Origin of the sequence: Peptoniphilus gorbachii, from assembly GCF_016908115.1 — a bacterium.
Lineage (GTDB): Bacteria > Bacillota > Clostridia > Tissierellales > Peptoniphilaceae > Peptoniphilus_A > Peptoniphilus_A gorbachii.
Genome location: NZ_JAFBDH010000006.1, coordinates 35,528 through 60,126, shown reverse-complemented (window position 1 = coordinate 60,126; position 24,599 = coordinate 35,528). Strand labels below are relative to the sequence as shown.

At 30.0% G+C, this 24,599-nt stretch carries 22 protein-coding genes; 16 read left to right on the top strand and 6 right to left on the bottom strand.

Annotated features, from left to right (window positions below):
* The first annotated feature begins 5 nt into the window (after positions 1 to 5).
* Positions 6 to 1,247 (top strand): FprA family A-type flavoprotein, encoded by a 1,242-nt coding sequence (locus JOD41_RS06650; protein WP_205052136.1) that lies wholly within the window; start codon positions 6 to 8, stop codon positions 1,245 to 1,247.
* 222 nt (positions 1,248 to 1,469) lie between these two features.
* Here the strand turns inward: JOD41_RS06650 and JOD41_RS06645 are convergent, their stop codons facing one another.
* The 6 genes from JOD41_RS06645 to JOD41_RS06620 form a co-directional block, all read right to left on the bottom strand.
* Positions 1,470 to 1,781 (bottom strand): DUF5960 family protein, encoded by a 312-nt coding sequence (locus JOD41_RS06645; protein WP_205052135.1) that lies wholly within the window; start codon positions 1,779 to 1,781, stop codon positions 1,470 to 1,472.
* Positions 1,778 to 2,122, bottom strand: coding sequence for a hypothetical protein (locus JOD41_RS06640; RefSeq protein WP_205052134.1), 345 nt, complete (start codon positions 2,120 to 2,122; stop codon positions 1,778 to 1,780). The genes JOD41_RS06645 and JOD41_RS06640 overlap by 4 nt, the downstream gene beginning before the upstream one ends.
* Positions 2,123 to 2,137: 15 nt before the next feature.
* Positions 2,138 to 3,550: a Y-family DNA polymerase gene (locus JOD41_RS06635; protein ID WP_205052133.1), complete on the bottom strand. Its 1,413-nt coding sequence runs from the start codon at positions 3,548 to 3,550 to the stop codon at positions 2,138 to 2,140.
* A 241-nt stretch (positions 3,551 to 3,791) separates the two neighbouring features.
* A complete protein-coding gene (locus JOD41_RS06630; RefSeq protein WP_205052132.1) occupies positions 3,792 to 4,094 on the bottom strand; it encodes a CC/Se motif family (seleno)protein in 303 nt (100 codons plus the stop codon).
* A gap of 1 nt (position 4,095) precedes the next feature.
* Complete coding sequence (locus JOD41_RS06625; protein WP_156700034.1) at positions 4,096 to 4,383, bottom strand: DUF1637 domain-containing protein; 288 nt, start codon at positions 4,381 to 4,383, stop codon at positions 4,096 to 4,098.
* A 9-nt stretch (positions 4,384 to 4,392) separates the two neighbouring features.
* Positions 4,393 to 5,205, bottom strand: coding sequence for a precorrin-2 dehydrogenase/sirohydrochlorin ferrochelatase family protein (locus JOD41_RS06620; RefSeq protein ID WP_205052131.1), 813 nt, complete (start codon positions 5,203 to 5,205; stop codon positions 4,393 to 4,395).
* Between the two features lie 217 nt (positions 5,206 to 5,422).
* Between JOD41_RS06620 and JOD41_RS06615 the strand changes: the two genes are divergently transcribed.
* From JOD41_RS06615 to mraY, 15 genes are all read left to right on the top strand, one after another.
* A complete protein-coding gene (locus tag JOD41_RS06615; RefSeq protein ID WP_205052130.1) occupies positions 5,423 to 7,456 on the top strand; it encodes an S-layer homology domain-containing protein in 2,034 nt (677 codons plus the stop codon).
* A gap of 78 nt (positions 7,457 to 7,534) precedes the next feature.
* Positions 7,535 to 8,611 carry an S-layer homology domain-containing protein gene (locus JOD41_RS06610; RefSeq protein ID WP_205052129.1) on the top strand — a complete coding sequence of 359 codons (1,077 nt, stop codon included), beginning with the start codon at positions 7,535 to 7,537 and terminating at the stop codon, positions 8,609 to 8,611.
* 45 nt (positions 8,612 to 8,656) lie between these two features.
* A complete protein-coding gene (locus tag JOD41_RS06605) occupies positions 8,657 to 9,337 on the top strand; it encodes a tRNA threonylcarbamoyladenosine dehydratase (RefSeq protein WP_205052128.1) in 681 nt (226 codons plus the stop codon).
* A gap of 46 nt (positions 9,338 to 9,383) precedes the next feature.
* On the top strand, positions 9,384 to 11,579 hold the full coding sequence (locus JOD41_RS06600) for an ATP-dependent helicase (protein ID WP_205052127.1): 2,196 nt from the start codon (positions 9,384 to 9,386) through the stop codon (positions 11,577 to 11,579).
* 10 nt (positions 11,580 to 11,589) lie between these two features.
* Positions 11,590 to 13,587, top strand: a complete 1,998-nt coding sequence (ligA, locus tag JOD41_RS06595) for an NAD-dependent DNA ligase LigA (RefSeq protein ID WP_205052126.1) — start codon at positions 11,590 to 11,592, stop codon at positions 13,585 to 13,587.
* On the top strand, positions 13,580 to 13,861 hold the full coding sequence (gene gatC / locus JOD41_RS06590; RefSeq protein ID WP_156700048.1) for an Asp-tRNA(Asn)/Glu-tRNA(Gln) amidotransferase subunit GatC: 282 nt from the start codon (positions 13,580 to 13,582) through the stop codon (positions 13,859 to 13,861). The genes ligA and gatC overlap by 8 nt, the downstream gene beginning before the upstream one ends.
* A 9-nt stretch (positions 13,862 to 13,870) precedes the next feature.
* Positions 13,871 to 15,322 carry an Asp-tRNA(Asn)/Glu-tRNA(Gln) amidotransferase subunit GatA gene (gatA, locus tag JOD41_RS06585; protein WP_205052125.1) on the top strand — a complete coding sequence of 484 codons (1,452 nt, stop codon included), beginning with the start codon at positions 13,871 to 13,873 and terminating at the stop codon, positions 15,320 to 15,322.
* Positions 15,319 to 16,749, top strand: a complete 1,431-nt coding sequence (gene gatB / locus JOD41_RS06580) for an Asp-tRNA(Asn)/Glu-tRNA(Gln) amidotransferase subunit GatB (protein WP_205052124.1) — start codon at positions 15,319 to 15,321, stop codon at positions 16,747 to 16,749. Before gatA ends, gatB begins: the two co-directional genes overlap by 4 nt.
* 187 nt (positions 16,750 to 16,936) lie before the next feature.
* Entirely contained in the window at positions 16,937 to 17,608 is a 672-nt protein-coding gene (locus JOD41_RS06575; protein ID WP_205052123.1) for a response regulator transcription factor, read from the top strand.
* Complete coding sequence (locus JOD41_RS06570; RefSeq protein ID WP_205052122.1) at positions 17,592 to 19,028, top strand: sensor histidine kinase; 1,437 nt, start codon at positions 17,592 to 17,594, stop codon at positions 19,026 to 19,028. Before JOD41_RS06575 ends, JOD41_RS06570 begins: the two co-directional genes overlap by 17 nt.
* Positions 19,029 to 19,368: 340 nt before the next feature.
* Complete coding sequence (gene mraZ, locus JOD41_RS06565) at positions 19,369 to 19,797, top strand: division/cell wall cluster transcriptional repressor MraZ (protein WP_156700058.1); 429 nt, start codon at positions 19,369 to 19,371, stop codon at positions 19,795 to 19,797.
* A complete protein-coding gene (rsmH, locus tag JOD41_RS06560; RefSeq protein WP_205052121.1) occupies positions 19,797 to 20,735 on the top strand; it encodes a 16S rRNA (cytosine(1402)-N(4))-methyltransferase RsmH in 939 nt (312 codons plus the stop codon). Before mraZ ends, rsmH begins: the two co-directional genes overlap by 1 nt.
* Before the next feature lies 1 nt (position 20,736).
* Positions 20,737 to 21,144: an FtsB family cell division protein gene (locus tag JOD41_RS06555; protein ID WP_205052120.1), complete on the top strand. Its 408-nt coding sequence runs from the start codon at positions 20,737 to 20,739 to the stop codon at positions 21,142 to 21,144.
* Positions 21,145 to 21,154: 10 nt separating this feature from the next.
* Complete coding sequence (locus JOD41_RS06550) at positions 21,155 to 23,623, top strand: penicillin-binding transpeptidase domain-containing protein (protein ID WP_205052119.1); 2,469 nt, start codon at positions 21,155 to 21,157, stop codon at positions 23,621 to 23,623.
* Between the two features lie 22 nt (positions 23,624 to 23,645).
* Entirely contained in the window at positions 23,646 to 24,596 is a 951-nt protein-coding gene (gene mraY / locus JOD41_RS06545) for a phospho-N-acetylmuramoyl-pentapeptide-transferase (RefSeq protein WP_205052118.1), read from the top strand.
* Positions 24,597 to 24,599 lie beyond the last annotated feature (3 nt).

The window sequence follows — 24,599 nt, the reverse complement described above, 5'->3', positions numbered from 1 at the left end:
ATATAATGTATACTGTTAGAAAAGTTACAGATGATCTTTACTATGTTGGTGGCAATGATCATAGACTAGAATTATTTGAAAATATATTTCCTATTCCTGAAGGAGTAACATATAATTCATATTTATTAAAAGACGAAAAAAATGTATTATTTGATACAGTTGATTGGTCAATTGTAAAAGATTATCTAGAAAACATATCTGAAGTTCTTGATGGAGAAGATCTTGATTATCTTGTAATCCACCACTTAGAACCAGACCATGCAGCTGCTATTGATGAAATCACTTTAAGATACCCTGATGTTAAGGTTATTGCAAGTGAACAAGGTTTTGAATTCATGCGTCAATATGGATTCCATGTAAATGAAGAACAAGCAATGATAGTTGCAGAAGGAGATACAATTTCCTTTGGTAAACACGAATTTGTATTCCTAGAAGCTCCAATGGTTCACTGGCCAGAAGTTCTTGTATCTTTTGATACAACAGACGGAGTACTATTTGCAGCTGATGCCTTTGGTACTTTCGGAACACTAGATGGAAAATTATTTGCTGATGAAGTTAATTTTGAAAGAGATTGGCTTGACAGTGCAAGAAGATATTTAACTAATATCGTAGGAAAATATGGTCCATTCGTACAAGATGTTCTTAAAAAAGCATCAACTGTTGACATTAAAATGATTTGTCCACTTCACGGACCAGTTTGGAGAGATAATCTTGGTTGGTTCATTGGAAAATATGACAAATGGTCAAGATACGAACCAGAAGAAGAAGGCGTAATGATTGTTTACGCATCAATGTATGGAAATACTGAAAGAGCTGCACAAGCCCTTGCATCAAGACTTTGTGACAAGGGAATGACTAATGTAGTAGTTCACGATGTAAGTAACACTCACATGTCTTATCTAATTGCAGACACATTTAAATACTCTCACATTGTAATTGCATCAGTAACTTACAATCTAGGTATTTATCCTGTAATGAAGAACTTCTTAATGGATCTTGAAGCTCTTAATGTTCAAAACAGAACAGTTGGTATCATTGAAAATGGTACTTGGGCTTGTACAGTTGGCGATAAGATTGAAGAATACATTGACGAAAATCTTAAGATGTTCGACGTTCTTCCTGAAAGAGTTACACTTAACTCTGCTCTTAACAAAGCTAACGAAAATGACATGGAAGCTCTTGCAGATTCTATTATTGAATCTATGGCAAAAATTAGAGAAGTTAAAGAAAAATCCGCTAACCAATAATACCAAAGCGGTGTGGATATTTAGTTTGGCTATATCAAAGGATATAGCCAAATTTTTTTTATAAAAATAAATATCTGCTGGAAAAAAACTCTAGCAGATATTTTTAGGTAGAGACGTAAAATTCATTGAATAGAAAATAATATTTATGAGTATAAAATTTTATTAAAATTAAATTAAAAGAAGAATAAAAGATTGCAAAAAAAATCAGCCAGAGGCTGAAATCTATTTACTGAAATACAAGTTAAAAAATTCTAAAGTAGATAGATTTCCAAGATACTCAAATTGGCTGATATATTTATTATCTTTGTTATTTAATTTTTTGAAAATAAAGTAATGATCTTTCTCGTCTACAGAATTTTTTGCATTGAGTCTAAAATAATTATGTCCCGTTGAAACCATGTGTAGCAAGAGATCATCAGTTAAAAAGGTAAGGGGAATATTTATAGTTGCAAATTTATAAAAATCTTCCTCGAAATTTTTATAATTGCTAGAAAAATAATCAAACTGAATACAACTTTTTTCTAAATCCTTCATAATTCCTCCAAAAGAACAAGCTTAATAATATCCTCAAAAGAAATAATAAGAGCGTCATGACCACATAAATAAAAAGAGTCCTGAAAAATATCGTTTATTTTACCAACAAAAGGATCAAGTCTAAGCCTTGTGTAGACCATGACATTAAGACCATTTACATAGAGCTGACTAAGGGCAAGAAGAATTTCATCTCGGCTCATCTCTTCACTTACATCTATAACATCTCCCATGTGAGAAAGGGCAGAAGTGTGTTCAGAAATAAAAAATCCCATCCACTTTGCCATGCCTCTGTCAACATAAGCTCTTGTAGATTTAAAGGGCAAATAGTTTCTATTAACCATATAACACCTCACAAATTAAATAGTATCGTCCATGCCACCACAGTGACCACCAATTAAAGTGCTTCTTTCAATAACGCGAGAGCCTTGCATTAGACAAGTCGCCCTTTGGATAGAAGTAAAGCCAAACCTATCGCGAATAGAATCAATTGCCTTGTCGAGATTTTCCTCGCACTCAATTTTTCTATAGCCCTCAAAAAAATTAAAAATCGTAGAAGACTCGTCAACTAAATTATCATAAGTAACGCCGAGATTTCTTACAGCGCCGCCCTTATATCTTTCACGAAAAAGTTTTAAAACCTCGCCACATAAAACTCGAGTGGACTGACTTGGAGAAATAGTTCTCCTTGCATTTATGGATTTTTTATTTTCCAGGTAAGAAAAACCAACATGAATAGAAATTACAGAAGCCTTCTTTTTAATTCTTCTGATTCTAATGGCAACCTGCTCGGCAATTTCTGATAAAACAAGTTCAATTTCATATTGACTTACATAATCTCGTGGAAGAACTTGAGAATTGCCGAGACCCTTGGACTTAGGTTTGTAGGGAAGGGTTACTTTTGACTCATCCACACCATTTGCATGAAACCAAAGTTGAAGACCAATTACGCCAAGCTCTTTTTTTAAAATATCGGGATTATAATTAGCAAGGTCCTTGATAGAAAAAATATATAAATCATTTAACCTCTTTTTCATTCTATTTCCAATGCCCCAAAAATCTGTGAGATTATTAATGCCCCAAACTTTATTTTCAACATCTTCGTAGGACCAATTGGCACGCATGGTCCTAGTTTTTTTCGCCTCATTGTCAAGGGCAAGCTTTGCAAGAAGAGGATTGGCATTGCTCATACCAACAGTAGAATAAAGACCAAGGGACTCCCAAATTTCTCTTTGAATCATAGAAGATACTAAGTCCAACTTGTCACGGCGAGAAATACTTTTGTTGGGTATGAAATAATTTAGGCTATTAGTTAAATCGATAAAGCCTTCATCAATAGAGTAGGGAAGAATTTCTTCATCTGATGCATAATTTTGGAAAATTTTTTGAATTTTTAAATTTTCTTTAATGTAAAAAGCCATCCTTGGGGGAACGATAAAAGTATTCTTTGCCCATTTTTCTATATAAGATATGTAATTTTTTGTAATCTCAATATTTTGCCTTCTAGCCTTTTCAAAACTAAACTTTCTAGTTTCAACATCAAAGGGAAGGTCTCTTGAACGGCCAACATTGTTTTTCCCAAAAACTCTTTTAAAAGTGGGAGAACTAGCAAGGATTAACCCATTGGAATTATCAGACCTACTCATGACGCATAGAGAAGTAGTTAGGGGATCAAGATTTCTCATTACACATTCCACGCTGGCATAAAAAGATTTTACATCAACAAAAGCAATATCAGATTTTGGCTCCAAAGAATAATCAATAATACTCATAAAGCAGCTCCTAAAAAAATATATATTTAAACACAAGTTTATTCACTTATATTTTAGAACATTTGAGCGAAAAATACAATTGTTTAGGAGAAAAAAAGAAAATTTGTTTAGTATATATAAAAAATTTATAAAACATATTTATAGAAAAATATTTTTATAAATATATTTAAAATAAAAAACTGTTGAATTTTGTACAAAAGTTGGCACATAAATTTCAACAGTTTTTATAAAGTTATTTTAATTAAATTAATTTGTTATAGTCTAAAAAATTTGAAACTAAGCTTTTAGTAAAGATAAGATTAACTAAATCTATAATACAAACATCATCTTTAAATTTTAGTGACTGATCTATATTTATTTTAAGACCACCTTTTTCAAAGACTTCATATTGTCTTTCGCTTCTTTTTGGACTAGAAACATAGGTGTCTGAAGATGGCAAACCACTTCCACAACACTGGTTTGATGTAACATAATCAACAGTAACTTCACTTGCATTTTTTTCAGATAGATATTTAAGTGCGTCATCTGTTATTTTAATTTTCAAATTAATCTTCCTTTTTTATTAGAGTAACAAAAAATTCACTTGATTTTAATGCTTCAATGGCTATGAAATTTTCACCATCAAATTTTAAAACTTTTCCTGGTTCAAATTCTCTATCTTCTTCATCGTTTAATATAACCTTAATTTGACCTTTTACAATAGTTACAAGAACAGTAAAGCCAGGGTGATTGTGCTTTTCAATAGTTTCACCAGAAGCTAAAACTTTTTTTACTAGAGTAAATTCTTTTTCACTAAAAACTTTTCCAGGCATACTTCCTACATAACCGATCATTTAATTACCTCATTTCTTAAATTTATCTAAATCATGAAAACTTTCTAAGTTTAAATCCTTATTACTAAGATCTTTATCTCTTGATAAGTCTCTTGCATCATCTAAATTTTTTTTGATGATTTGATCATCTTCTAAGCTACTTTCTTTTTCTAAATTAATTTCGCTACCTTTTTCAATGTGATTAATTAAATCCTCGGAAGATTTTAAATCTTCAATTTTATATTCAGGCATTTCTTCTAAGAAAGTTGATAGATTTATTGTTTCACTTTCATAAAGTTTTCGAATAATTTCATCTATGTTTTGTGAATTTTTGCGAACAAGTTCAGATCTTATTTCACTTAAAATATTTAATTTTTCCAAATTATATTTTTGACAGAATTTTTTCAAGTCTTCGAAAATTATGTCTGTAATAGTTGGATTAAGTCTTGAACTATTTAAGGAAAATGTTAGTGGTCCATGTTCAATGGATTTATTAATTGACATCAAGGATTTTGAGAAAATGTCGAATCTTTGATAAATCATATTCCTTGAATTTGCTCTTTTTTCTAGAGCTTCATTTAGTTCAAATTCTTCTGTAGCTATAAGTACATAATCAAATCCCATAAATTTAAAATCTTTTTCAATTTTGTGTTCTTTTAATTTTATTTTGCCATGAGATTCTTCAGACTTTTTTTCTATATCTTTTGTAAAACTATCTGCAATCATATATATTTCTGCCTCTGTATCAATTACAGATTTAAGTGCAGAAAGGGCAAGATAGCCGCCACCTAAAATTAAAATCTTCTTTTCATAAGTGTCAACACTTACTGGAAGGTAACGCATAATATCACTCCTTTATATTAAATTTTCTTACAATAATATGTAACGTTTAAATTAATTATACCAAATATTAGGTTTTTTAAGCAGATTATTGATTTATTTGCAACTTTTAATAAGTAATTTAATATAATTTTAATATTTCTAAAATTATATGGGTATAATATATGTTATAATAGGATAAAGAAGCTATAAAGAAGCTTATAAAAATGGAGGTTTTATAATGAAATCTAAAAATTTAAGAAGAGTAGCTGCTCTTGGCCTTGCTACAATTATGCTTGCACCAAGTGCAACTTTTGCTAAAGAGTTTAAAGATGTTAAAAAAGACAATAAATACTCTTGGGCTTACAATGCAATCGATGTATTAAGTGATAAGCATGTAATTAGCGGGCATCCTGATGGAGAATTTAAACCAGGAAATTCAGTATCTCTTGAAGAACTTTTACAATTAATAAAACAAGTTTTAAATCCAAGTGCTGATGAATTAAAAGCTGCACGTGATAAATATTCTAAGATGGCAAAGGAAAATGGTGTTAACTCATGGGCGGAAGATGCAGTTTGTTTAGCTCTTGATAGAAATTATTTAGATGAAGCTGCATTAAAGAAAGCTTCTGAAAAGGGATTTTTCAAAACTTCTTCAAGAGAATATCCAAGCAGAGGAGATATTGCAATTTTCTTTGCAAGAGCTCTTAATTTAAAGGCAAATGGTGACACAAGTTTATTAAAACATAAAGATCGAAATAAATTGAGTGATACTTTAAAGGGCTATTTAGCTTCTCTTGTAGATGCAGGTATTTTTACATCAACTGGATCTGATGGTTACTTTAAAAGTGAAAGAGCTATTACTCGTGCTGAAACTGCAATAATTACTAAGGCATCTTTTGATTATCTTGAAAAGAATAATTTAAATGCTAAAACTGAAAAGAAAAAAGGTACTGTAATCCTTTCTTCTAAGTTAAACAATGTAAATGTAATTATAATCGAAGCAAATAATCAAAAATATTCTTTTGATATTAATAACAATACAAAATATAAAATAAAAGACAAAGATATTAAATTAGAAGATATTAAAGCAGGTCAAGAAGTAGAAATTGAATATTTTAAGAGCAATTCCAATGACAGAGAAGGCACTGCAAAGACAATCAATGTTACAAATGCAATGCTTGATATGGTTGGATATGTAAATTCTAAAGGAACTAATGAAATTACTCTTAGATATAGAGATAAAACAGATTCTTTAAACTTTAGAACAACTTCAAAAATTTCAACATCTGACACAAAGACTTTCACACTTGATTCAAATGTTAAAATCAAAGCTTATGGCAAAGATTTAAAACTTGAAGATATAAAAGTTGATGATTTAGTTGAATTTAAGACAAATTCTGACAGCAAAATAACAGAAATGACAGTATTCCCTAAAGAAGCTCAAATAAGTGGTAAAATTATTTCTCTTGACACTTCAAATAAGGATAAAGCTTATTTAAAGATTAGACTTAAAGACAATAAAGATTACGAATTTTATATCACAAGCGAAACTAAGGATTTAGATAGAATTACTTTAAATGACAATGTAAATATTTATGTTAACTATAAAGTTGTAATGGGTCTTTCATCTAACTATAATAAAAATGGAGATGTATCTGGAGAAGTTGTTGCCTATAGTGGAAACGAATCATCTTTTTCAGATAAGAATCGCTACATTGAAATTATAAATAAAGATGGATATCGCAATAAGTATTATCTTGCTTATAAATTTGATATAAAAACTTATGATGGATTTAGACAAAGTCAAGTTACTGAAAGCTATTTAAGGGGCAAAAATGTAATCTTGACATTCAACAAATCTCAAGAAGTTGAAACTATTACTTTAATTGATTCAAATTTAGAATTTAGTGGAATGTTCCAAGTTGTAAGCAAAGAAAATGTTGGATATAATTATAATATCTATAAAATAGGACTTAGAGTTATCCAATCTGATAATGAAAGATTAAAACCTGGAAAAACTCTTTATTTCCAAACAAGTCAAAATCTAGATTTATACGATGTTTTATCCTTTGATGGTTACTTGAATAATGATGGAGAAATAATTTCTGATTCAAATAATAGAATTCTTGGAAATCCTAGACAATATTTAAATTATGCTAATAGAACTACAAGAAAAAGCGATTTTGAAGACTATAAATATTTCTTGAATAATAATAGTTACTATAATAATAGAAATGGTGAAGGATTAAGCAATCTTAATCATTTTAATTAATAATTTTAAGTAGAAACCCTTAGTGGTTTCTATTTTTTTTGCCCAAATTTATGTTATAATACATTTCGGAGTGATGAAATGAAGAAAAAAATTATAGCAATAAATTTAGTTTTAATTATTTTATTAGCACCAGCTAGTCTTTTTGCAAAATCTTTTAAAGATTTAAGTAAAAATGGTAAAAGTGCTTGGGCATATAATTATGTTGATGAATTGTCAAATAAAAACATCTTAAAGGGTTACGAAGATGGAAGTTTTAAACCCAATAAGCCAGTAAGCTTTTTGGAAATTATGCAAATTCTAAAAACTGTTTTAAATCCTAGTCAAGATGAAATAAAAGCAGCAAAGGATACTTATCTTGAACTTGTAAATTCAAATGGAGTTCTTGATTGGGCGAAAGATGCAGTATGTTACAATCTTTATCAAGGAACAATTACTGAAAAAACTCTAAAAGTCGCCAGTGAAAAAGGATTTTTGGAAAACAAAGTTTATCCAAATAGAAATACTATTGCAGTTTATTTTGCTAGAGCCTTTAAAATTGAAAAAAATACTGACCTATCAAATTTAAAATACAAGGACTTAAATAATATTAATTCTCATACTTTAGAGTATCTTCCAAATCTTGTAAATTATAATATTTTTACAAGTACAGGTTCTGATGGTAAATTTAACGGAAATCTTGCCATTAGAAGAAGTGAAATTGCTGTTATAACTTCAAAAGGTCTTTCTTATGTAGAACTTAATAAAGATAAAATAAAAAATCAAGTAAATCCTACTGAAGCTAATGATCTTTTAATAAATAATACAGAAGAAAAAAATAATGAAGTAAATAATTTAGATAATCAAAACAACAATAATAATAACAACAATGAAAATAATAATTTAATTTTTGAAAATAAAAAAGATACAGAAATAAGAGAAGAATTAAAGCCTGCTGAAGAGTATTTTACAGTTAATTTTAAGGGTAAAGTTATTGAAGTAATTGATGGTGGAAAAGTTAAATATATTAGAGTAGAAATAACTGAGTCTGACTCAAATAAATTTACGCCAGGAAATATTATAACAGTCAATACTTTTAGAAATCACAATAAAAATGATATTGTTGAGGGGTCTGGAATTTTTGGCGAAAATAGTTTAACAAATATAAAATTAAAGTGATGATTAAGGGCTGTTTTATAACGGCCCTTTCAAATTGGAGGAAAATTGGAATTTTTAAGTAGAACTGAAAGAATGATTTCATCTGATGATATAAAAAAAATTAATTCAAAAGCTGTCTTGGTTTTTGGACTTGGAGGAGTAGGTGGTTCCTCGGTTGAATCACTTGTTCGTTCTGGTATAGGAAAAGTAGGAATTGTAGATGGCGATGAATACGAAATTACAAATGTGAATAGACAAGTTTTTGCGACTACAAAAACTATTGGCATGAGAAAAGTAGACGCTTGTCAAGGAAGACTTTTGGAAATTAATCCAGAAGTTAAAATTAAAAAATACGATTTATTTATTACAGAAGAAAATATAAAAGATATTGATTTTGAAAACTATGATTATGTTGTCGATGCCATTGACACTATTACATCAAAACTTTTAATAATAAAGGCAGCACATGAAAAAAATATAAAAATAATTTCTGCCATGGGAGCAGGCAATCGCCTTGATCCGACAAAATTTGAAGTCCTAGACATTGAAAAGACGAAAAATGATCCAGTGGCAAGGATTATGAGAAAAAAATTAAAAGAAATGAATATAAAAAAATTAAAGGTAGTTTGCTCAAAAGAAATCCCAATAAAGACAGGAGATAGGACTCCAGGTTCAATTTCTTTTGTGCCACCTGTTTGTGGCATGGTTTTAGCATCCTACGTGATCTCTGATATCTTAAAAAGTTGAAATGATAGCCAAAAAAACATATAATAATTAGCAGTAAGGAGAAGTCATGGATATAAATACATTAAACGATAAACAAAGAGAAGCACTTTTGACAACAGAAGGTCCAGTTTTAATATTAGCAGGAGCAGGATCAGGAAAGACAAAAGTTGTAACTTCAAAAATTGCATACTTAATGGAAGAATTAAATGTTCCTTCATGGAAAATTTTGGCTATAACTTTTACTAATAAGGCTGCAAAAGAAATGAAGGACAGAGTTCAAAAGCTAATTGATAGAGACATCTCCTCAATGTGGATAGGAACTTTTCACTCAATTTGTGTGAGAATATTAAGAAAAAATATCGAAAGAATTGGCTATAATTCTAGCTTTACTATTTACGACAGAGATGATCAGATAACTGTTGTTAAGGAAGCTATTGCAGAAATAACACTTGATAAGGATATGTATAAGCCTAGGTCAATTGTAAATGATATTTCAAATATTAAGGGCGAAGGCATAAGTCCAATTGAATACATAGAAACTAATAAGGACAATTTTTTCAAGGAAAATCTTGGCAAAATTTATGATTTATACGAGAAAAAACTTAGAAAAAATAATGCTTTAGACTTTGACGATCTTTTAATAAAAACTGTGGATATTTTAAAGTCTGAAGATGATGTTAGAGATTTTTATAGAGATAAGTTTCAGTATATTTTTGTTGATGAATACCAAGATACCAATAAAATTCAGTACGAGCTCATAAAGTTAATTGCAGGCAAAAATCCTAACCTCACTGTAGTTGGAGACAATGACCAATCTATTTATAAATGGCGTGGAGCAGATATAAACAATATTTTAAACTTCCACAAGGATTTTCCAGGTGCAAGAATTGTAAAGCTTGAGCAAAATTATCGTTCAACGCAAAAAATCCTTGATGTTGCAAATGAGGTTATTGGATATAACACTACGAGAATTGAAAAAAATCTTTGGACTGCAAGAGATGAAGGAAAAAATGTAATTTATAGAGAGTTTCCTCACTCAAATGAAGAGGAATATGGCGTTGTAAATAAAATTATTGCCCTAAATTATAAGGGTGAAGAATTTAAGGATATGGCAATTCTTTATAGGACAAATGCTCAATCAAGAGGTTTTGAAGAAGCCCTTGTTAGAGAAAGAATCCCCTATAAAATAGTTGGCGGACTAAAATTCTATGACAGAATGGAAGTTAAAGATGTCTTGGCATATTTAAGAATTTTAAATAACACTGATGACAATGTAAGCCTTGCAAGGATTATAAATAGGCCTAAGAGGGGAATTGGAGAAACATCTCTATCTGATCTTTTGGACTATGCAGATAAAGAAGGACTTTCTCTTTATGATGTTGTCACAAATATAGATAAATTTGAAGACTTAAATCTTAGAGCGAGAAAAAACATTAAAGATTTTGGAAGTATTTTAAAAATCTTAAAGGAGAGGGCAGAAAATCTTTCTATTGGAAAACTTTTTGAAGAGGTTTTATATGAAAGTGGCTATGTAAACGACTTAAAAAATCAAAATACTATTGAAGCAAAGACTAGACTTGAAAATATTGAAGAACTCCACTCAAATATTATGGAATATGACAGAGAGGGAGTTGAACTTGCTGAATATTTAAATACCCTTTCTCTTTTATCAGATGTTGATAAAACTTCTGAAGACAGTGGAGTAAACCTTATGACTATGCACGCTGCCAAGGGACTTGAATTTGGAACAGTATTTTTAGTTGGATTAGAGGAAGGACTTTTCCCAACAAGTAGAGCTCTAGAAAGTGATGAAGAAGTTGAAGAGGAAAGAAGACTTTGCTATGTAGGCGTAACTCGTGCTTGCAACAATTTATTTATTTCATCTTCAAGAACTCGATCCATGTATGGAAAATTAACTCCTGCAAAGAGAAGTAGATTTATTGAAGAAATGGGCGACAAAATAGAAATTATTGAAGATAAAAGTAGAGAATTACTTAAAGTTCTAGATTATAATGAGGGAAATAGATCAGTAACTAGACCTAAAAAATTCTTTGGCATTGATAAAAAAGTTGAAACAAGTAAAAAATCAAGTGATGATAAAAATATTAATGTTGGCGATAAGGTTAAGCACAAAATATTTGGCAAGGGTATGGTAGTGCAAAAGAAGGAAAAAAATGGCGATTATGAAGTTGTAATTTCCTTTGATAAAAAGGGTCTAAAAAGACTTATGCTTTCTGTTGCTCCAATTAAATTAGTTGACTAGGTGAAAAATTATGGATGATAAAATAAAAGAAATGGATAGTTTAATTGCTGAAATCGACAAATTAAATTACCATTATTATACCTTAGATGATCCACTTTTATCTGACGGGGAGTACGACAAATTATACGATAGACTAGTAAAGCTTGAAAATGAAAGTGGAACAGTTTTATCTTATTCTCCTACTACAAGAGTTGGCGGGGCAATTTTAGATAAATTTGTAAAACACACTCATCTTGCAAGGCTTTATTCCATGGATAAGGCACAAGGGGATGATGCACTTCTCGCTTGGTATAATAGAATAGAAAAATTTGTGAGAGATTACAATTTAGATCATGTAAATAAACTTCCAGAACCGGAATTTATTGTGGAATTAAAATTTGATGGACTTACAATTAATTTAACTTATGAAAATGGTAATCTTGTAATGGCATCTACAAGGGGAAATGGAATAATTGGAGAAGAAATTTTGGAGCAAGTTAAAACTATTTATTCTGTTCCTCTTAGAATTTCTTATAAGGGTAAAATTGAAGTGCAAGGTGAAGGTTTAATGCCTTTATCTGAACTTAAAAAATACAATGAAAATAATGAAGAAAAATTAAAAAATGCTAGAAATGCAGCAGCAGGTGCCCTTAGAAATTTAGATCCAAAAGTTACCAAGAAAAGACATCTTACAGCTTTCTTTTACAATGTAGGCTATACTGAAGAGGACTTATTTAAATCTGACGATGACATAAAAAATTTCTTAAGAGAAAATAATTTTAAAGTTTCCAAATATAATTTTAAAGTAAAAAAATATCAGGAAATCATAGATAAGATTCATGAAATAGGAGATAATAGAGATAAGCTTGATATTTTAATTGACGGAGTTACTATTAAGGTAAATGATATTGAGACGAGAAAAGCCTTGGGCTACACTAATAAATTTCCAAGATGGGCTGTTGCCTATAAATTTGAGGCAGAAGAAATTTCAACAACTCTTTTAGATGTTGTTTGGAATGTTGGAAGAACCGCCAAGGTTACACCATCGGCAATACTTGAACCTGTAGATATTGGCGGAGTAACAGTAAAGAGGGCAACCTTAAATAATTACGATGACATTTTGAGAAAAAAGGTTAAAATTGGTTCAAGAGTTTTAATTAGGAGATCCAATGATGTAATTCCCGAAATACTTGGAACACTTCCATCAGAAAATAAAACTCATGAAATTGAAAAGCCAAAGACTTGCCCCTATTGTGGGTCACACCTTTATCAAAATGGTGTTCACATCTTTTGCCCCAACACACTTTCTTGTGTGCCGCAACTTGTTTCAAGGCTTACTCATTTTGCATCGAGAGATGCTATGAATATAGATGGCTTTAGCGAAAAGACAATTGAAAAATTAATGGAAACCGTTGATTTAAAAGAAATCCCTGACATCTATAAATTAAAGTATGAGGACATTATAAAAATTGAGGGATTTAAGGAAAAGAGGACAAATAATCTTTTAAAAGCAATTGAAGCTTCAAAAAATGTTCATCTTTCAAATTTTATTTATGCACTTGGGATTCCCAATGTAGGAATAAAAACTGCAAGAGATTTAGCGAATCACTTTAAAGATTTTGAAAAGTTAAAAAATTCTAAGGAAGAAGAATTAATTTCAATTGGTGATATTGGAAATATAACGGCAGAAGAAATTGTTCAATTTTTTAATGATGAAAGAATTGTTGGAGCTGTAGATGAACTTTTTGAATTAGGTGTAAGTCCTTATTATGAAGATGATAAAGACATTCCAAAGCCACTTCTTGACAAGACTATTGTTATAACTGGCAGCCTAGATATACCGAGAAAAGAATTGGAAGAGAAATTAATTTCTCTTGGAGCTAAAGTAACAGGATCTGTCAGCAAAAAGACAGACTATGTAGTTGCTGGCGAAAATCCTGGATCAAAGTATGACAAGGCTAAGTCCCTAGATATAAAAATTTTAAGTTTAGATGAACTTTATAAATTAGTAGGAGGTTTAAATGAATAAGGAAGATATAAAGCATATTGCAGATATTGCTCAAATTGATTTTACTGATGAAGAGCTTGACAAATTTGCACCAAGCTTTGATGAAAATATTGAACTTGTAAATAAAATTAAAGAAATTGACACAGAAGGTGTTGAAAAAGTTTTTCAAGTCAATGGAACAGAAAATAATATTCGTGAAGATAAAACTGGAGAGTCTCTTTCACAGGAAGAGGCACTTGAAAATGCCGCTACTAAAAAATACGGTTATTTTAAACTTATTAAGTTTGTTGATTAGGAGGGACTCATGACTTTTAGCAATTTAAGAGCCTGGGAAATTGCCCAAGGATATAGAAATAAAGATTTCTCTTGTGAGGAAGTTACTAGAGAATTTTTAGATAATATAAAAGAAAAAGATGACGAAATAAATGCCTACATCACTGTTACTGAAGAAATGGCAATGAAAAAGGCTAAAGAAGTTGATGAAAAATTTCACAACAGAGAAGAAGTATCTCCCCTTGCTGGAATTCCAATTTCTATAAAGGACAATATTTCTGTTAAGGATGTAAAGATGACTTGTGCATCAAGAATGTTAGAAAATTATATTTCACCCTATGATGCAACTTTAGTAAAAAAAATAAAAAATAAGGATGGAGTAATCCTTGGCAAGGTAAACATGGACGAATTTGCCATGGGTGCAACAACTAGAACTTCTTATTTTGGAGTTACAAAAAACCCACTTGATACTAGAAGAGTTTCTGGAGGATCATCAGGTGGATCTGCAGCTTCAGTTAGTGCAAATATGGCAGCAATTTCTATAGGAACAGATACAGGTGGATCAGTTAGACAACCTTCAAGTTTTTGTAAAACTGTTGGTATGAAACCAACTTATGGTTCTATTTCAAGATTTGGCGTGGCATCAATGGCAAATACTTTTGACCAAGCAGGTGTTATTGCCAATGATGTAAGAGATCTTGCTATGATGTTTAATGTTATAGAAGGCCGTGACGAAAAAGATGCAACTTCTGTTGGTAATCCTGGACTAAAATTTGATTTTGATTTTTCTGAAGATGCAATAAAAAATCTTGAGGGCAAAAAATTTGCTATACCTCAAACTTATTTAGATATGGATTTAAATAAAAGAGTAAGAGGAGAACTTGATAAGGCAATTGAAATTTTAAAGGACAATGGAGCAAAAGTAGAAGCCTACGATATTGATTCACTTAATCACACTATTGAAACTTATAATATTTTAGTAAATGGCGAAATTGCATCTAACTTGGCTAGATTTGATTCCATTCGTTACGGTCATAGGACAGACAAAAAATTTGATACAGTTGAAGAAATGTATCGTGCATCAAGACAAGAAGGCTTTGGCGAAGAAGTTAAGAGAAGAATAATGATTGGAACTCACATACTTTCCATGGAAAATGCCGATGAATTTTATTATAAGGCCCTAAAGGTTAGGGGACTTATAAAGAGAGACATGGACAGGATGTTTAAGGATTACGACTTTATGATTTGTCCAACTTTCCCAGTTCTTCCTTTTAAAATTGATGATGACATGAGTCCAATAGAAATGTATCAAGCAGATTTATTTACAATTCCTGCAAATATGGTTGGATCACCATCAATTTCACTTCCAATGCCAGCTGGAGATGACGGACTTTCTGTTGGAATTGAATTTAGTGCAAAGAGATTTAAGGATAAAGATTTACTTCAAGCGTCATTTGCTTTTGAAAGGAGTTTAAATAAATGAAATATAAAACAATTGTAGGTTTGGAAATTCACGTCGAACTTTCCACAGAGACAAAGGCTTTTTGTTCATGCAAGAACTCCTTTGGAGATGAACCAAATACAAATGTGTGCCCAGTTTGCTTGGCACTACCTGGTGGTATGCCAGTTTTAAATAGAAATGTAGTAAATTACACTGTAATGGCTGGTACTGCCTTTAACTGCAAAATTAACAATAAATCAAAATTTGACAGAAAAAATTATTTCTATCCAGATTTAACAAAGGGATTTCAAATAACACAAAATGATAATGCGATTTGTACTGATGGTTATCTTGAAATTGAAGGTGATGAAGGAACTAAAAAAATTGGACTTTTCCAAATTCAAATGGAAGAAGACACTGCAAAGAGCCTTCACACAGAAGAAAATGAAACACTTATGGACTACAACAGATGTGGTGTTCCTCTAATTGAAATTGTAACTAAACCAGATATTTCAAGTGGTAAAGAAGCCCGCGTATTTCTTGAAAAATTAAAATCAACTTTAAGATTTTTAAATATTTCTGACTGTAAAATGGAAGAAGGCTCTTTAAGATGTGATGTAAATGTCAACATTAAAGATATGGAGACAGGAGAAAAAACTGCCATCACTGAAGTTAAAAACCTAAATTCCTTTAGAGGAGTAGAAAAAGCAATTGACTTTGAAGTTGAAAGACATATAAAACTTCTTGAAAATAATGAAGAAGAAATTAGAACTACAAGAAGATGGGACGATGCAAAAAATGAAACTATTTTAATGAGAGTTAAATACACTGCAAGCGACTACAGATTTGCACCTGAAGGAGATCTTCCCATAGTTCATATTACTGACGAAGAGATAAAGGAAATTGTAGATAAAATGCCAGAACTTCCAGATCAAATGATTGAAAGATTTGTAAAAGATTATGACATAACAAGAGAAGATGCTGAAGTTCTTGCATCATCAAGAGAACTAGCCAAATTCTTCGAAGACCTTGCAAAGAATTTTAAAGACTATACACTTCTTTCAAATTGGATTCAAACAGAAATTTTAAGAAGAGTTGAAATTTCTGATGAAGAAGAGTTTAAGCTTCCTTTTGAAAATAAAGAATTTATTGAACTTTTAAATTCAATTAAAAGCGAAAAAATTAGCAACAATGCTGGTAAAAAAGTTCTTCGTCAAATGTTTGAAACAGGCGACGGAGCTAAAGAAATAATAGAAAGACTCGGTCTTGTTCAAATGACCGATGTATCTGCAATTGAAAAAATTGTAGATGAAGTTCTAGACGAAAATGAGCAGTCAATCATTGACTTCAAGGAAGGCAAGGACAGGGCTCTAGGATTTTTAGTTGGACAAGTAATGAAAAAATCAAGAGGAAAGGCAAATCCAAAGATTGCAAATGAAATGCTTGTTAAAAAATTAAAGGAAAGATAATTTTTTAAAAAGGTGTCGAGATGGCACCTTATTTTTTTATATAATTTTTAAATTATAAATTCTTTTTCAAATTCCTAAAAGTATTGATATAATAATGTAATAAAATACAAATTATACTTTTTATTATACTTAACAAAGCTTTCATTGATTATTCACAAATTTTTATTATAATAAAGCAGGTGATTAAATGTTTAAAATTTTAGTTGTTGATGATGAAAAAAGCATAAGAGAAGTAATTAGAACTTATGCAGAATTTGAAGGTCATGAAGTTGTGGAGGCAGGAGATGGCCTTGAAGCAATTGATAAAGTTCGTGAAGAAGATTTTGATGTAATAGTAATGGATATTATGATGCCAAAACTAGATGGATTTTCTTCCTACAAAGAAATAAAAAAAATAAAGAACATTCCAGTTTTAATGCTATCAGCGAGAGATGAGGAGTATGATAAATTATTTGGCTTTGAAATTGGAATTGACGATTATGTTACAAAGCCTTTTTCTCCAAAGGAATTAATGGCAAGATTAAATGTTATAGTAAATAGAAATAATAAGGTTGAAGAAAATAATACTATGGAATTTGAAGGCTTAAAAATTGATTTAGACGGAAGAGTTGTATTTGTCGATGATGAAATAGTAGATTTAACTCCAAAGGAATATGATCTTTTAGTCTATATGGTTAAAAATAAAAACATAGCTCTTTCAAGAGACAAACTCTTAAATCAAGTTTGGGGTTATGACTTTTATGGAGAAGACAGAACAGTTGATACCCATATAAAAATGCTAAGAAATTCAATTAAGGACTACAGAAAATTTATAATTACTGTAAGAGGAGTGGGATATAAATTTGATACAAGAAATTAAAGAAATTAGGAGAGTTAAGATCGACAAAAATAGCATCCTCTTTAAGCTATGGAAGTCCTTTGTCTTTTTTGCTGGACTAATTTTAATTTCTATTTGGCTATTTCAAACAGTTTTTTTGTCAAGCTTTTATGAAACTATGAAAATTCGTGAAGTAACAAAGGTTGGTAACGAATTAAGAAATGATTATAAATCACAAGATTTTGAGACAAAACTTTCAAACTATGCAAATACAAAAGGTCTTGAGATAAAAGTTCTTGATGAAAAAGGAGCCTGGGTTTTTCCTTTGAGATTATTTGATGAATTTGTGGAAAGACCGAGAATGATTTGGGAAAATTTTGACAAGTTTTTTGGATCCTTAAAAAGAGACAATAGGATTTATAAAATTTATACAGTTAGATATGAAAATTTAAAGGACCCTTCAATTATTTATGCTGGATATCTTGGAAATACTGATGGTGAAGATTATTATCTTTACATAAATTCTGTTTTAAAACCAGTAGATGCCACAGTAGATGTTATAAGAAGAATGTTATTAATAATTTCTTTCTTGGCACTTATTTTTGCATCTATTACTGCTTACTTTGTTTCAAGAAGACTTTCAAGACCTCTTGTAAGAATGTCAAACACTGCAAAGGAACTTGCCAAAGGAGATTATAAAGTTCAGTTTAGGAAGGGCGAATACACCGAAATTGACGATCTTTCCAACACACTTAACTATGCAAAAAATGAATTAACTAAGACAATTGAAATGAGAAAGGATTTAGTTGCAAATGTAAGTCATGATTTAAAGACGCCACTTACTGTTATAAAATCTTATGGAGAGATGATTAGAGATATTTCAGGTTCAAACGAAAAGTTACGAAATAAACATCTTGAAACAATAATAAGTGAAGCAGATAATTTGACAGACCTTGTAAATGATTTGTTGGATCTTTCAAAAATTGAATCTAATCTTGATGAAATAAGAAAAGAAGAATTTGACCTAGAGGATTCCCTTAATGAAGTCCTTAACAGATTTAAAATTAATAAAAACTATTCTGATTATAAATTTGAAATTCAATCAAGTGGTGACACGAGAATTTTAGGAGATAGGTCAAAAATAAATCAAGTTATTTATAATCTTATTAATAATGCAATAAATTATTCTCCAGTTAATAAAAATATTAAAATACTTATTAGGGGAGATGAAAAGGAAACTGAATTTCACTGCATTGACAAGGGAATAGGAATAAAAGAAGAAGATATAAAAGGAATTTGGGATAGGTTTTATAGGGTTAGGAATAATCACACTAGACCAGAAATAGGAACAGGACTGGGTCTTTATATCGTAAAAACTATTATGGATCTTCACGGATTTAAATATGGAGTTCATTCAAAAATAAATGAAGGATCGGATTTTTATTTCATTGCAAATAAATAGAAAATAATTTTTAAGAATCGACTAGAAATAGTCGATTTTTTTATGCCCTAAATTTTATAAAATAAGAAACATTTTCTTATTTAATATTTTATTTTCCAAGAAATTTAAAAAGTTTATAAGTAATTTCTTTTTCAATAAAAATTCTTAGCTCTAAAAAAATAATAAAAAATGTATTTAATATAAGACATTATTTAATAAAAAATAAAAAATAATGCCATTAGTCCTCATTTTCAAAAAGCTTTTATATGACTAGAAAATAGATAGTTTATGTAGTAAAATTATGTTAAGTGGAGCGAAGTGGAGTAATAATTCATATAAATGGAATAAAGTGGAGAGTTAAATGTTAATAGGTGAATTTAGACACAACTTGGATCCAAAGGGTCGAATTACAATTCCATCAAAATTTAGAGATGACCTTTCTATATTTGTAATGACAAAGGGTCTAGACGATTGCCTATTCTTATATCCAAAGGATCAATGGGAGAAAATTGAAAATAAATTAAAGGAACTTCCAATGACTAATAAAGCAGTTCGTTCCTTTGTGAGAACATTTTTCTCTGGTGCAGTTGATTGCGTCTTAGATAAGCAGGGGAGAGTTCTCATAACAGAAAATTTAAGGGATTACGCAAATCTTGAGGATAAATGCGTAATTATTGGACTTTCCAATCGTGCAGAAGTTTGGTCTGAAGAAAATTGGAATAAATACAATGAAGAAGAAGCACTTTCTTATGAAGAGCTTGCTGAAAAGATGTCGGAGTTGGGAATATAATGGATTTTTCACATAAAAGTGTTCTTTTAAAAGAAACAATTGAAGGACTAAATGTTAGAAAGGGAAAAATTTATCTTGATGGAACTCTTGGAGGCGCAGGCCATAGTTATGAAATTCTAAAAAAGCTTGATGGAACTGGACTTTTAATAGGAATTGATCAAGATGAAGAAGCTCTTAAAGCTGCAAGAGAAAAACTTTCTGATTTTAAAAATGTAGAATTTTTTAATTTAAATTACATAGATTTTGAAAAAGCTCTTGATGAACTTGGCATAGATAAGATCGACGGAGTCCTACTTGATATTGGAGTTTCATCTTATCAATTTGACAATCCAGAGAGAGGGTTTTCATACAGGTTTGATGCACCACTAGATATGAGAATGGACCAAAATTTTGAGATTTCTGCAAAAGAAATTGTAAATACATATAGTGAAGGTGAAATCACACAAATTATAAAGGATTTTGGTGAAGAAAAGTGGGCTTCGAGAATTTCTAAATTTATTGTAGAAGAGAGGAAAAACAAAAGCATTGACACAACTTTTGATCTTGTTGAAATAATAAAAAATGCAATTCCTGCTTCAGCAAGAAGAAATGGTCCCCATCCTGCAAAGAGAACCTTCCAAGCTTTAAGAATTGAAGTAAATAAAGAACTTGATGTTTTGAAAAATTCTATTGATAAATTTGTAAAGAGATTAAATCCTGGTGGGAGGATTGCAATTATTACTTTTCATTCTCTTGAAGATAGAATTGTTAAAAATTCCTTTAAATATTTGGAAAAAGACTGCATATGTCCACCAACTTCTCCAATTTGCACATGCGATAAAAAAAGAGAAATAAAAATTATTACAAGAAAGCCTATTACTGCAAGTGAAGATGAACTAAAAGAAAACAATAGATCCCACTCTGCAAAACTAAGAATTGCCGAAAAATTAGAGGTGTAAAATGGCAAAAAAACTAACTAAAATTTCAAATAAAAGTTATAATATATATAAGAATCAGATTTTAAATAATAAGCCTTTTATTTTCACCGTGGCAATTGTTACAATTGTATTTGTTGCGATTTTAATTTTGTATTCACAAATTGCAGGTCTTGATAGAGAAATTTTAAAACAAAAGGCTGAAATTGATGAATTAAATAAAACTAAGATAACTCTTGTAGGAGAAATCAAAGCTATTAAATCTTCTGAACAAATTGCTGAAGAAGCTATGTATAAACTTGGCATGGTTTATCCATCAGAAGATCAAATAGTTTATATAGATTCAGGAGAAGAAAAAAATCTTGCAGATATTAATTACAATGTTTTCTTGAGTCCTATTGTTTCAGTCCTTAGATCCTTTACAAGAGATTAGGAGGATATAATTGAAAAATAATAAAATTAAAGCTAGAGATAGAAAAAAGAAAGGTGGATTTATAAGGCACTCCTATAATGCCAATAAATTCATATTTATATTTTTTATCTTTCTAGCTTTTTTATTTGTAGCACTAATATTTAAGCTTTTATATATTCAAGTTGTTCAGTCACAAGAATTAACTATAGCTGCTTTAAATCAGCTTACAAGAACAGAAGTTATAAATTCCAATCGTGGAATAATTTATGACAGAAATAATAAAGAATTAGCAGTTAATATAACTAAATGCAATGTTTTTTATAATATGGATTACTTGAAACAATCAAAAGATGAAAGTGATAGCGAATTTAAAAATAGAAAAAAAGAAATTTATGATGAAGATGCCAAAATTATTTCTGATATAACTGGTTTAGAATTTGATGAAATTAGAGATAAAATGGTAGGAGATAAAGTTGTAGGAGTTGCAACTAATATTGACCGTAATAAGGCGAATGAATTAAAGGACTTTAGAACAAAAATCATAAAAGAAAATCAAAGTAAAAAGAAAAATAAAAAATATAACTTAATGGCTATTTCAATTGATGATGTTACAAGAAGACTTTATCCTTTTAACAATCTGGCATCCTATATAATAGGTTTTACTAATGACGAAAACGTAGGACAATATGGAATAGAAGCAAGTTATGATGAAGAACTTTCTGGTATATCAGGGAAAAGTGTTTCTTTAAAGGACAATGCTCAAAATAAAATTCCGCTTACAGATGAAGAAACTTATGCTCCAAAAGAAGGTTATTCAGTAGTTTTGTCAATTGATTCAAATATCCAACAATTTGCAGAAACTGCTGCAGAAAATGCAAAAAAAGAAAATGAAGCCGACAGAGTTTCTGTAATTGTTCAAGACACTATGACTGGTGAAATTTTGGCTATGACAACTAAGGATGATTACAATTTAAATGATCCAAGAGGTCCGATTAATGAAAAACAAGAAGAAGAATGGAAAAATCTTGATGAAGATGAGAAAATGGATGTCCTCTATGAAAATTGGAGAGATTTTAATGTAAATGATCAATATGAACCAGGATCAACTTTTAAACTAATAACAGCAGCAGCTGCAATAGAAGAAAATACATCTCAGCCAGATTCACAATATACTTGTCAAGGTAGTATGAAAATTGGCGATAGAAAATTATCTTGTACAAGTCATACTAGAGGAAAGAAGAGCCTTGCTAAGGCAATAGAAGAATCTTGTAATATGACAATGATTCAAGTTGGAAGAGATTTAGGAGCTGAAAAATTCTTAAAATATATTAATGCTTTTGGTTTTGGCAAAAAAACAGGTATTGAGTTATATGGAGAATCAACTGGACTTATTCCATCATCAGCTAAGGATATTAGTAAAGTAAAACTTGCCACAATGTCTTATGGACATTCAATTGCAGTTTCTCCACTTCAACTAATAAATGCAGTTAGTGCAATATCAAATGGTGGATATTTAAACAAGCCAACTCTTGTAAAAGAGTTAGTAGATGCCAATGGAAATGTAATTGAAAAAAAGAAAACTGAGCTTAGAAGAAGAGTGATTTCAGAAGAAACATCTGAAAAGATGAAATATATGATGAAAAGAGTTGTAGATAAGGGAACTGGTAAACTTGCACAAGTTCCTGGCTATCAAGTTGGAGGTAAGTCTGGTACTGCCAATATTGCAACACCAACAGGATACTTAGAAGCCTACAATTCATCTTTTGTTGGAGTTGCACCTTTAAATGATCCAAGATTGACAGTTTTAGTTGTTGTAAATAATCCAAAGGGAGGAATCCTCGGTGGAGCAGTTGCAGCACCAGTAGTTCAAGAAGTTTTAAGTAAATCACTTAACTATATGAAGATTCAAAAAACTGAAGAAGTGGATGAGAAGGAAGATTTTATATCAGTTCCTGATGTTGAAGGTTTACTTTTAGAAGATGCTGGAAAAATTTTATTAAAAGCAGGCTTAAGATTTAATACAAATGCTGAAAAGGTAGAAAATTATTCTGTAGTAATAAACCAAAGTCCATCTAAGGGATCTAATGTAATAAAAGATACTATAGTTGATCTTGCAATTAATGATAAAGATAGCGGACTTTTAATAATGCCAAATCTATCTAAAAAAACTAGAAAAGAGACTGAATCTATTTTAAATTCAATGAATATAGAGTATAATATCAAAGGAAATGGCGACTTTGTAAGCCAAAGCCCTATGGCAGGAAAAAAATTAACTGGCGATGAAACAATTACTATAAATTATCAAAAATCTCATTATGAAGAATCTTCAGAAGAATCTTTAAATGAAGGAAATTTAAAAACAAATAATAAGAAAATTATAAATAATGAGAATTTAAAAGAAAAAAATTCTCACAAAAAGAAAAAATTGTTAAAAAATAATAAAAATAATTTAAAGGAAAATTCAATTAATAAAAAATCTAATAAAGAGGATAAAAATTAAAAAGGACTAGGACAGAAGTAATATGAATTATTTAGTAAATATAGGATTGGGATTAATTCTATCATTAATTTTAGGAAAGATTTTAATTCCAGTATTAAAAAAATTGCACGCAGGACAAAGTATAAGAGAAGAGGGACCTAAGAGCCACATGGTTAAAAGTGGAACACCAACTATTGGTGGACTTATATTTTTATTTTCTGCAATAATTACAACTTTATTAACAGGAAATTTTAAAGTTTCTGTATTCATGATACTTTTTTCTACATTAGCCTTTGGAGCAGTTGGATTTGTAGATGACTATATAAAAGTTGTAATGAAAAGAAATTTAGGACTCCGTGCTTATCAGAAGTTATTTTTACAAATTTTAACTGCTGTAATCTTAATTATTTATCAATATAATTCTAAACATATGGGCACAGATTTATATATTCCTTTTTTAAAAGATTATAGATCTATTGGAGTTTTTTATATTCCCTTTATAATTTTTGTTATAGTTGGAACTGTAAATTCTGTTAATTTAACTGATGGTCTAGATGGGCTTTCAACAAGCGTTACAATTATTTGTCTATTATTTTTTAATGTCGTGGCTGTAAAGTTTCAAAGATATGAAATAGCAGCATTTTCACTTGTACTTGCTGGAGCTTTAATTGGATTTTTATTTTTCAACAAATATCCAGCCAAGGTATTTATGGGAGACACAGGATCTCTTGCACTTGGTGGAGCTATTTCTGCAATAGCACTTCTTTTAAATGTACCTTTAATTCTTCCTATAGCTGGTGGAATATATTTTATAGAAACTCTATCTGTAATTATTCAAGTTGTAAGTTTTAAAACAAGAGGTAAGAGAGTATTTTTAATGTCACCCCTACATCATCATTTTGAACAAAAGGGTTGGCATGAGAAAAAAGTTGTAGCAGTATTTTCCTTAGTCGAACTTATACTTTGTATACTTTCATATTTAATTTTATTTTAGGTG

Bases quoted from the DNA above. Each gene is read 5' to 3' on its own strand.
- JOD41_RS06650 (WP_205052136.1), top strand. From the start codon at position 6: ATGTATACTGTTAGAAAAGTTACAGATGATCTTTACTATGTTGGTGGC.
- JOD41_RS06645 (WP_205052135.1), bottom strand. From the start codon at position 1,781: ATGAAGGATTTAGAAAAAAGTTGTATTCAGTTTGATTATTTTTCTAGC.
- JOD41_RS06640 (WP_205052134.1), bottom strand. From the start codon at position 2,122: ATGGTTAATAGAAACTATTTGCCCTTTAAATCTACAAGAGCTTATGTT.
- JOD41_RS06635 (WP_205052133.1), bottom strand. From the start codon at position 3,550: ATGAGTATTATTGATTATTCTTTGGAGCCAAAATCTGATATTGCTTTT.
- JOD41_RS06625 (WP_156700034.1), bottom strand. From the start codon at position 4,383: ATGATCGGTTATGTAGGAAGTATGCCTGGAAAAGTTTTTAGTGAAAAA.
- JOD41_RS06620 (WP_205052131.1), bottom strand. From the start codon at position 5,205: ATGCGTTACCTTCCAGTAAGTGTTGACACTTATGAAAAGAAGATTTTA.
- JOD41_RS06615 (WP_205052130.1), top strand. From the start codon at position 5,423: ATGAAATCTAAAAATTTAAGAAGAGTAGCTGCTCTTGGCCTTGCTACA.
- JOD41_RS06610 (WP_205052129.1), top strand. From the start codon at position 7,535: ATGAAGAAAAAAATTATAGCAATAAATTTAGTTTTAATTATTTTATTA.
- JOD41_RS06600 (WP_205052127.1), top strand. From the start codon at position 9,384: ATGGATATAAATACATTAAACGATAAACAAAGAGAAGCACTTTTGACA.
- ligA (WP_205052126.1), top strand. From the start codon at position 11,590: ATGGATGATAAAATAAAAGAAATGGATAGTTTAATTGCTGAAATCGAC.
- gatC (WP_156700048.1), top strand. From the start codon at position 13,580: ATGAATAAGGAAGATATAAAGCATATTGCAGATATTGCTCAAATTGAT.
- gatA (WP_205052125.1), top strand. From the start codon at position 13,871: ATGACTTTTAGCAATTTAAGAGCCTGGGAAATTGCCCAAGGATATAGA.
- gatB (WP_205052124.1), top strand. From the start codon at position 15,319: ATGAAATATAAAACAATTGTAGGTTTGGAAATTCACGTCGAACTTTCC.
- JOD41_RS06575 (WP_205052123.1), top strand. From the start codon at position 16,937: ATGTTTAAAATTTTAGTTGTTGATGATGAAAAAAGCATAAGAGAAGTA.
- mraZ (WP_156700058.1), top strand. From the start codon at position 19,369: ATGTTAATAGGTGAATTTAGACACAACTTGGATCCAAAGGGTCGAATT.
- rsmH (WP_205052121.1), top strand. From the start codon at position 19,797: ATGGATTTTTCACATAAAAGTGTTCTTTTAAAAGAAACAATTGAAGGA.
- JOD41_RS06555 (WP_205052120.1), top strand. From the start codon at position 20,737: ATGGCAAAAAAACTAACTAAAATTTCAAATAAAAGTTATAATATATAT.
- mraY (WP_205052118.1), top strand. From the start codon at position 23,646: ATGAATTATTTAGTAAATATAGGATTGGGATTAATTCTATCATTAATT.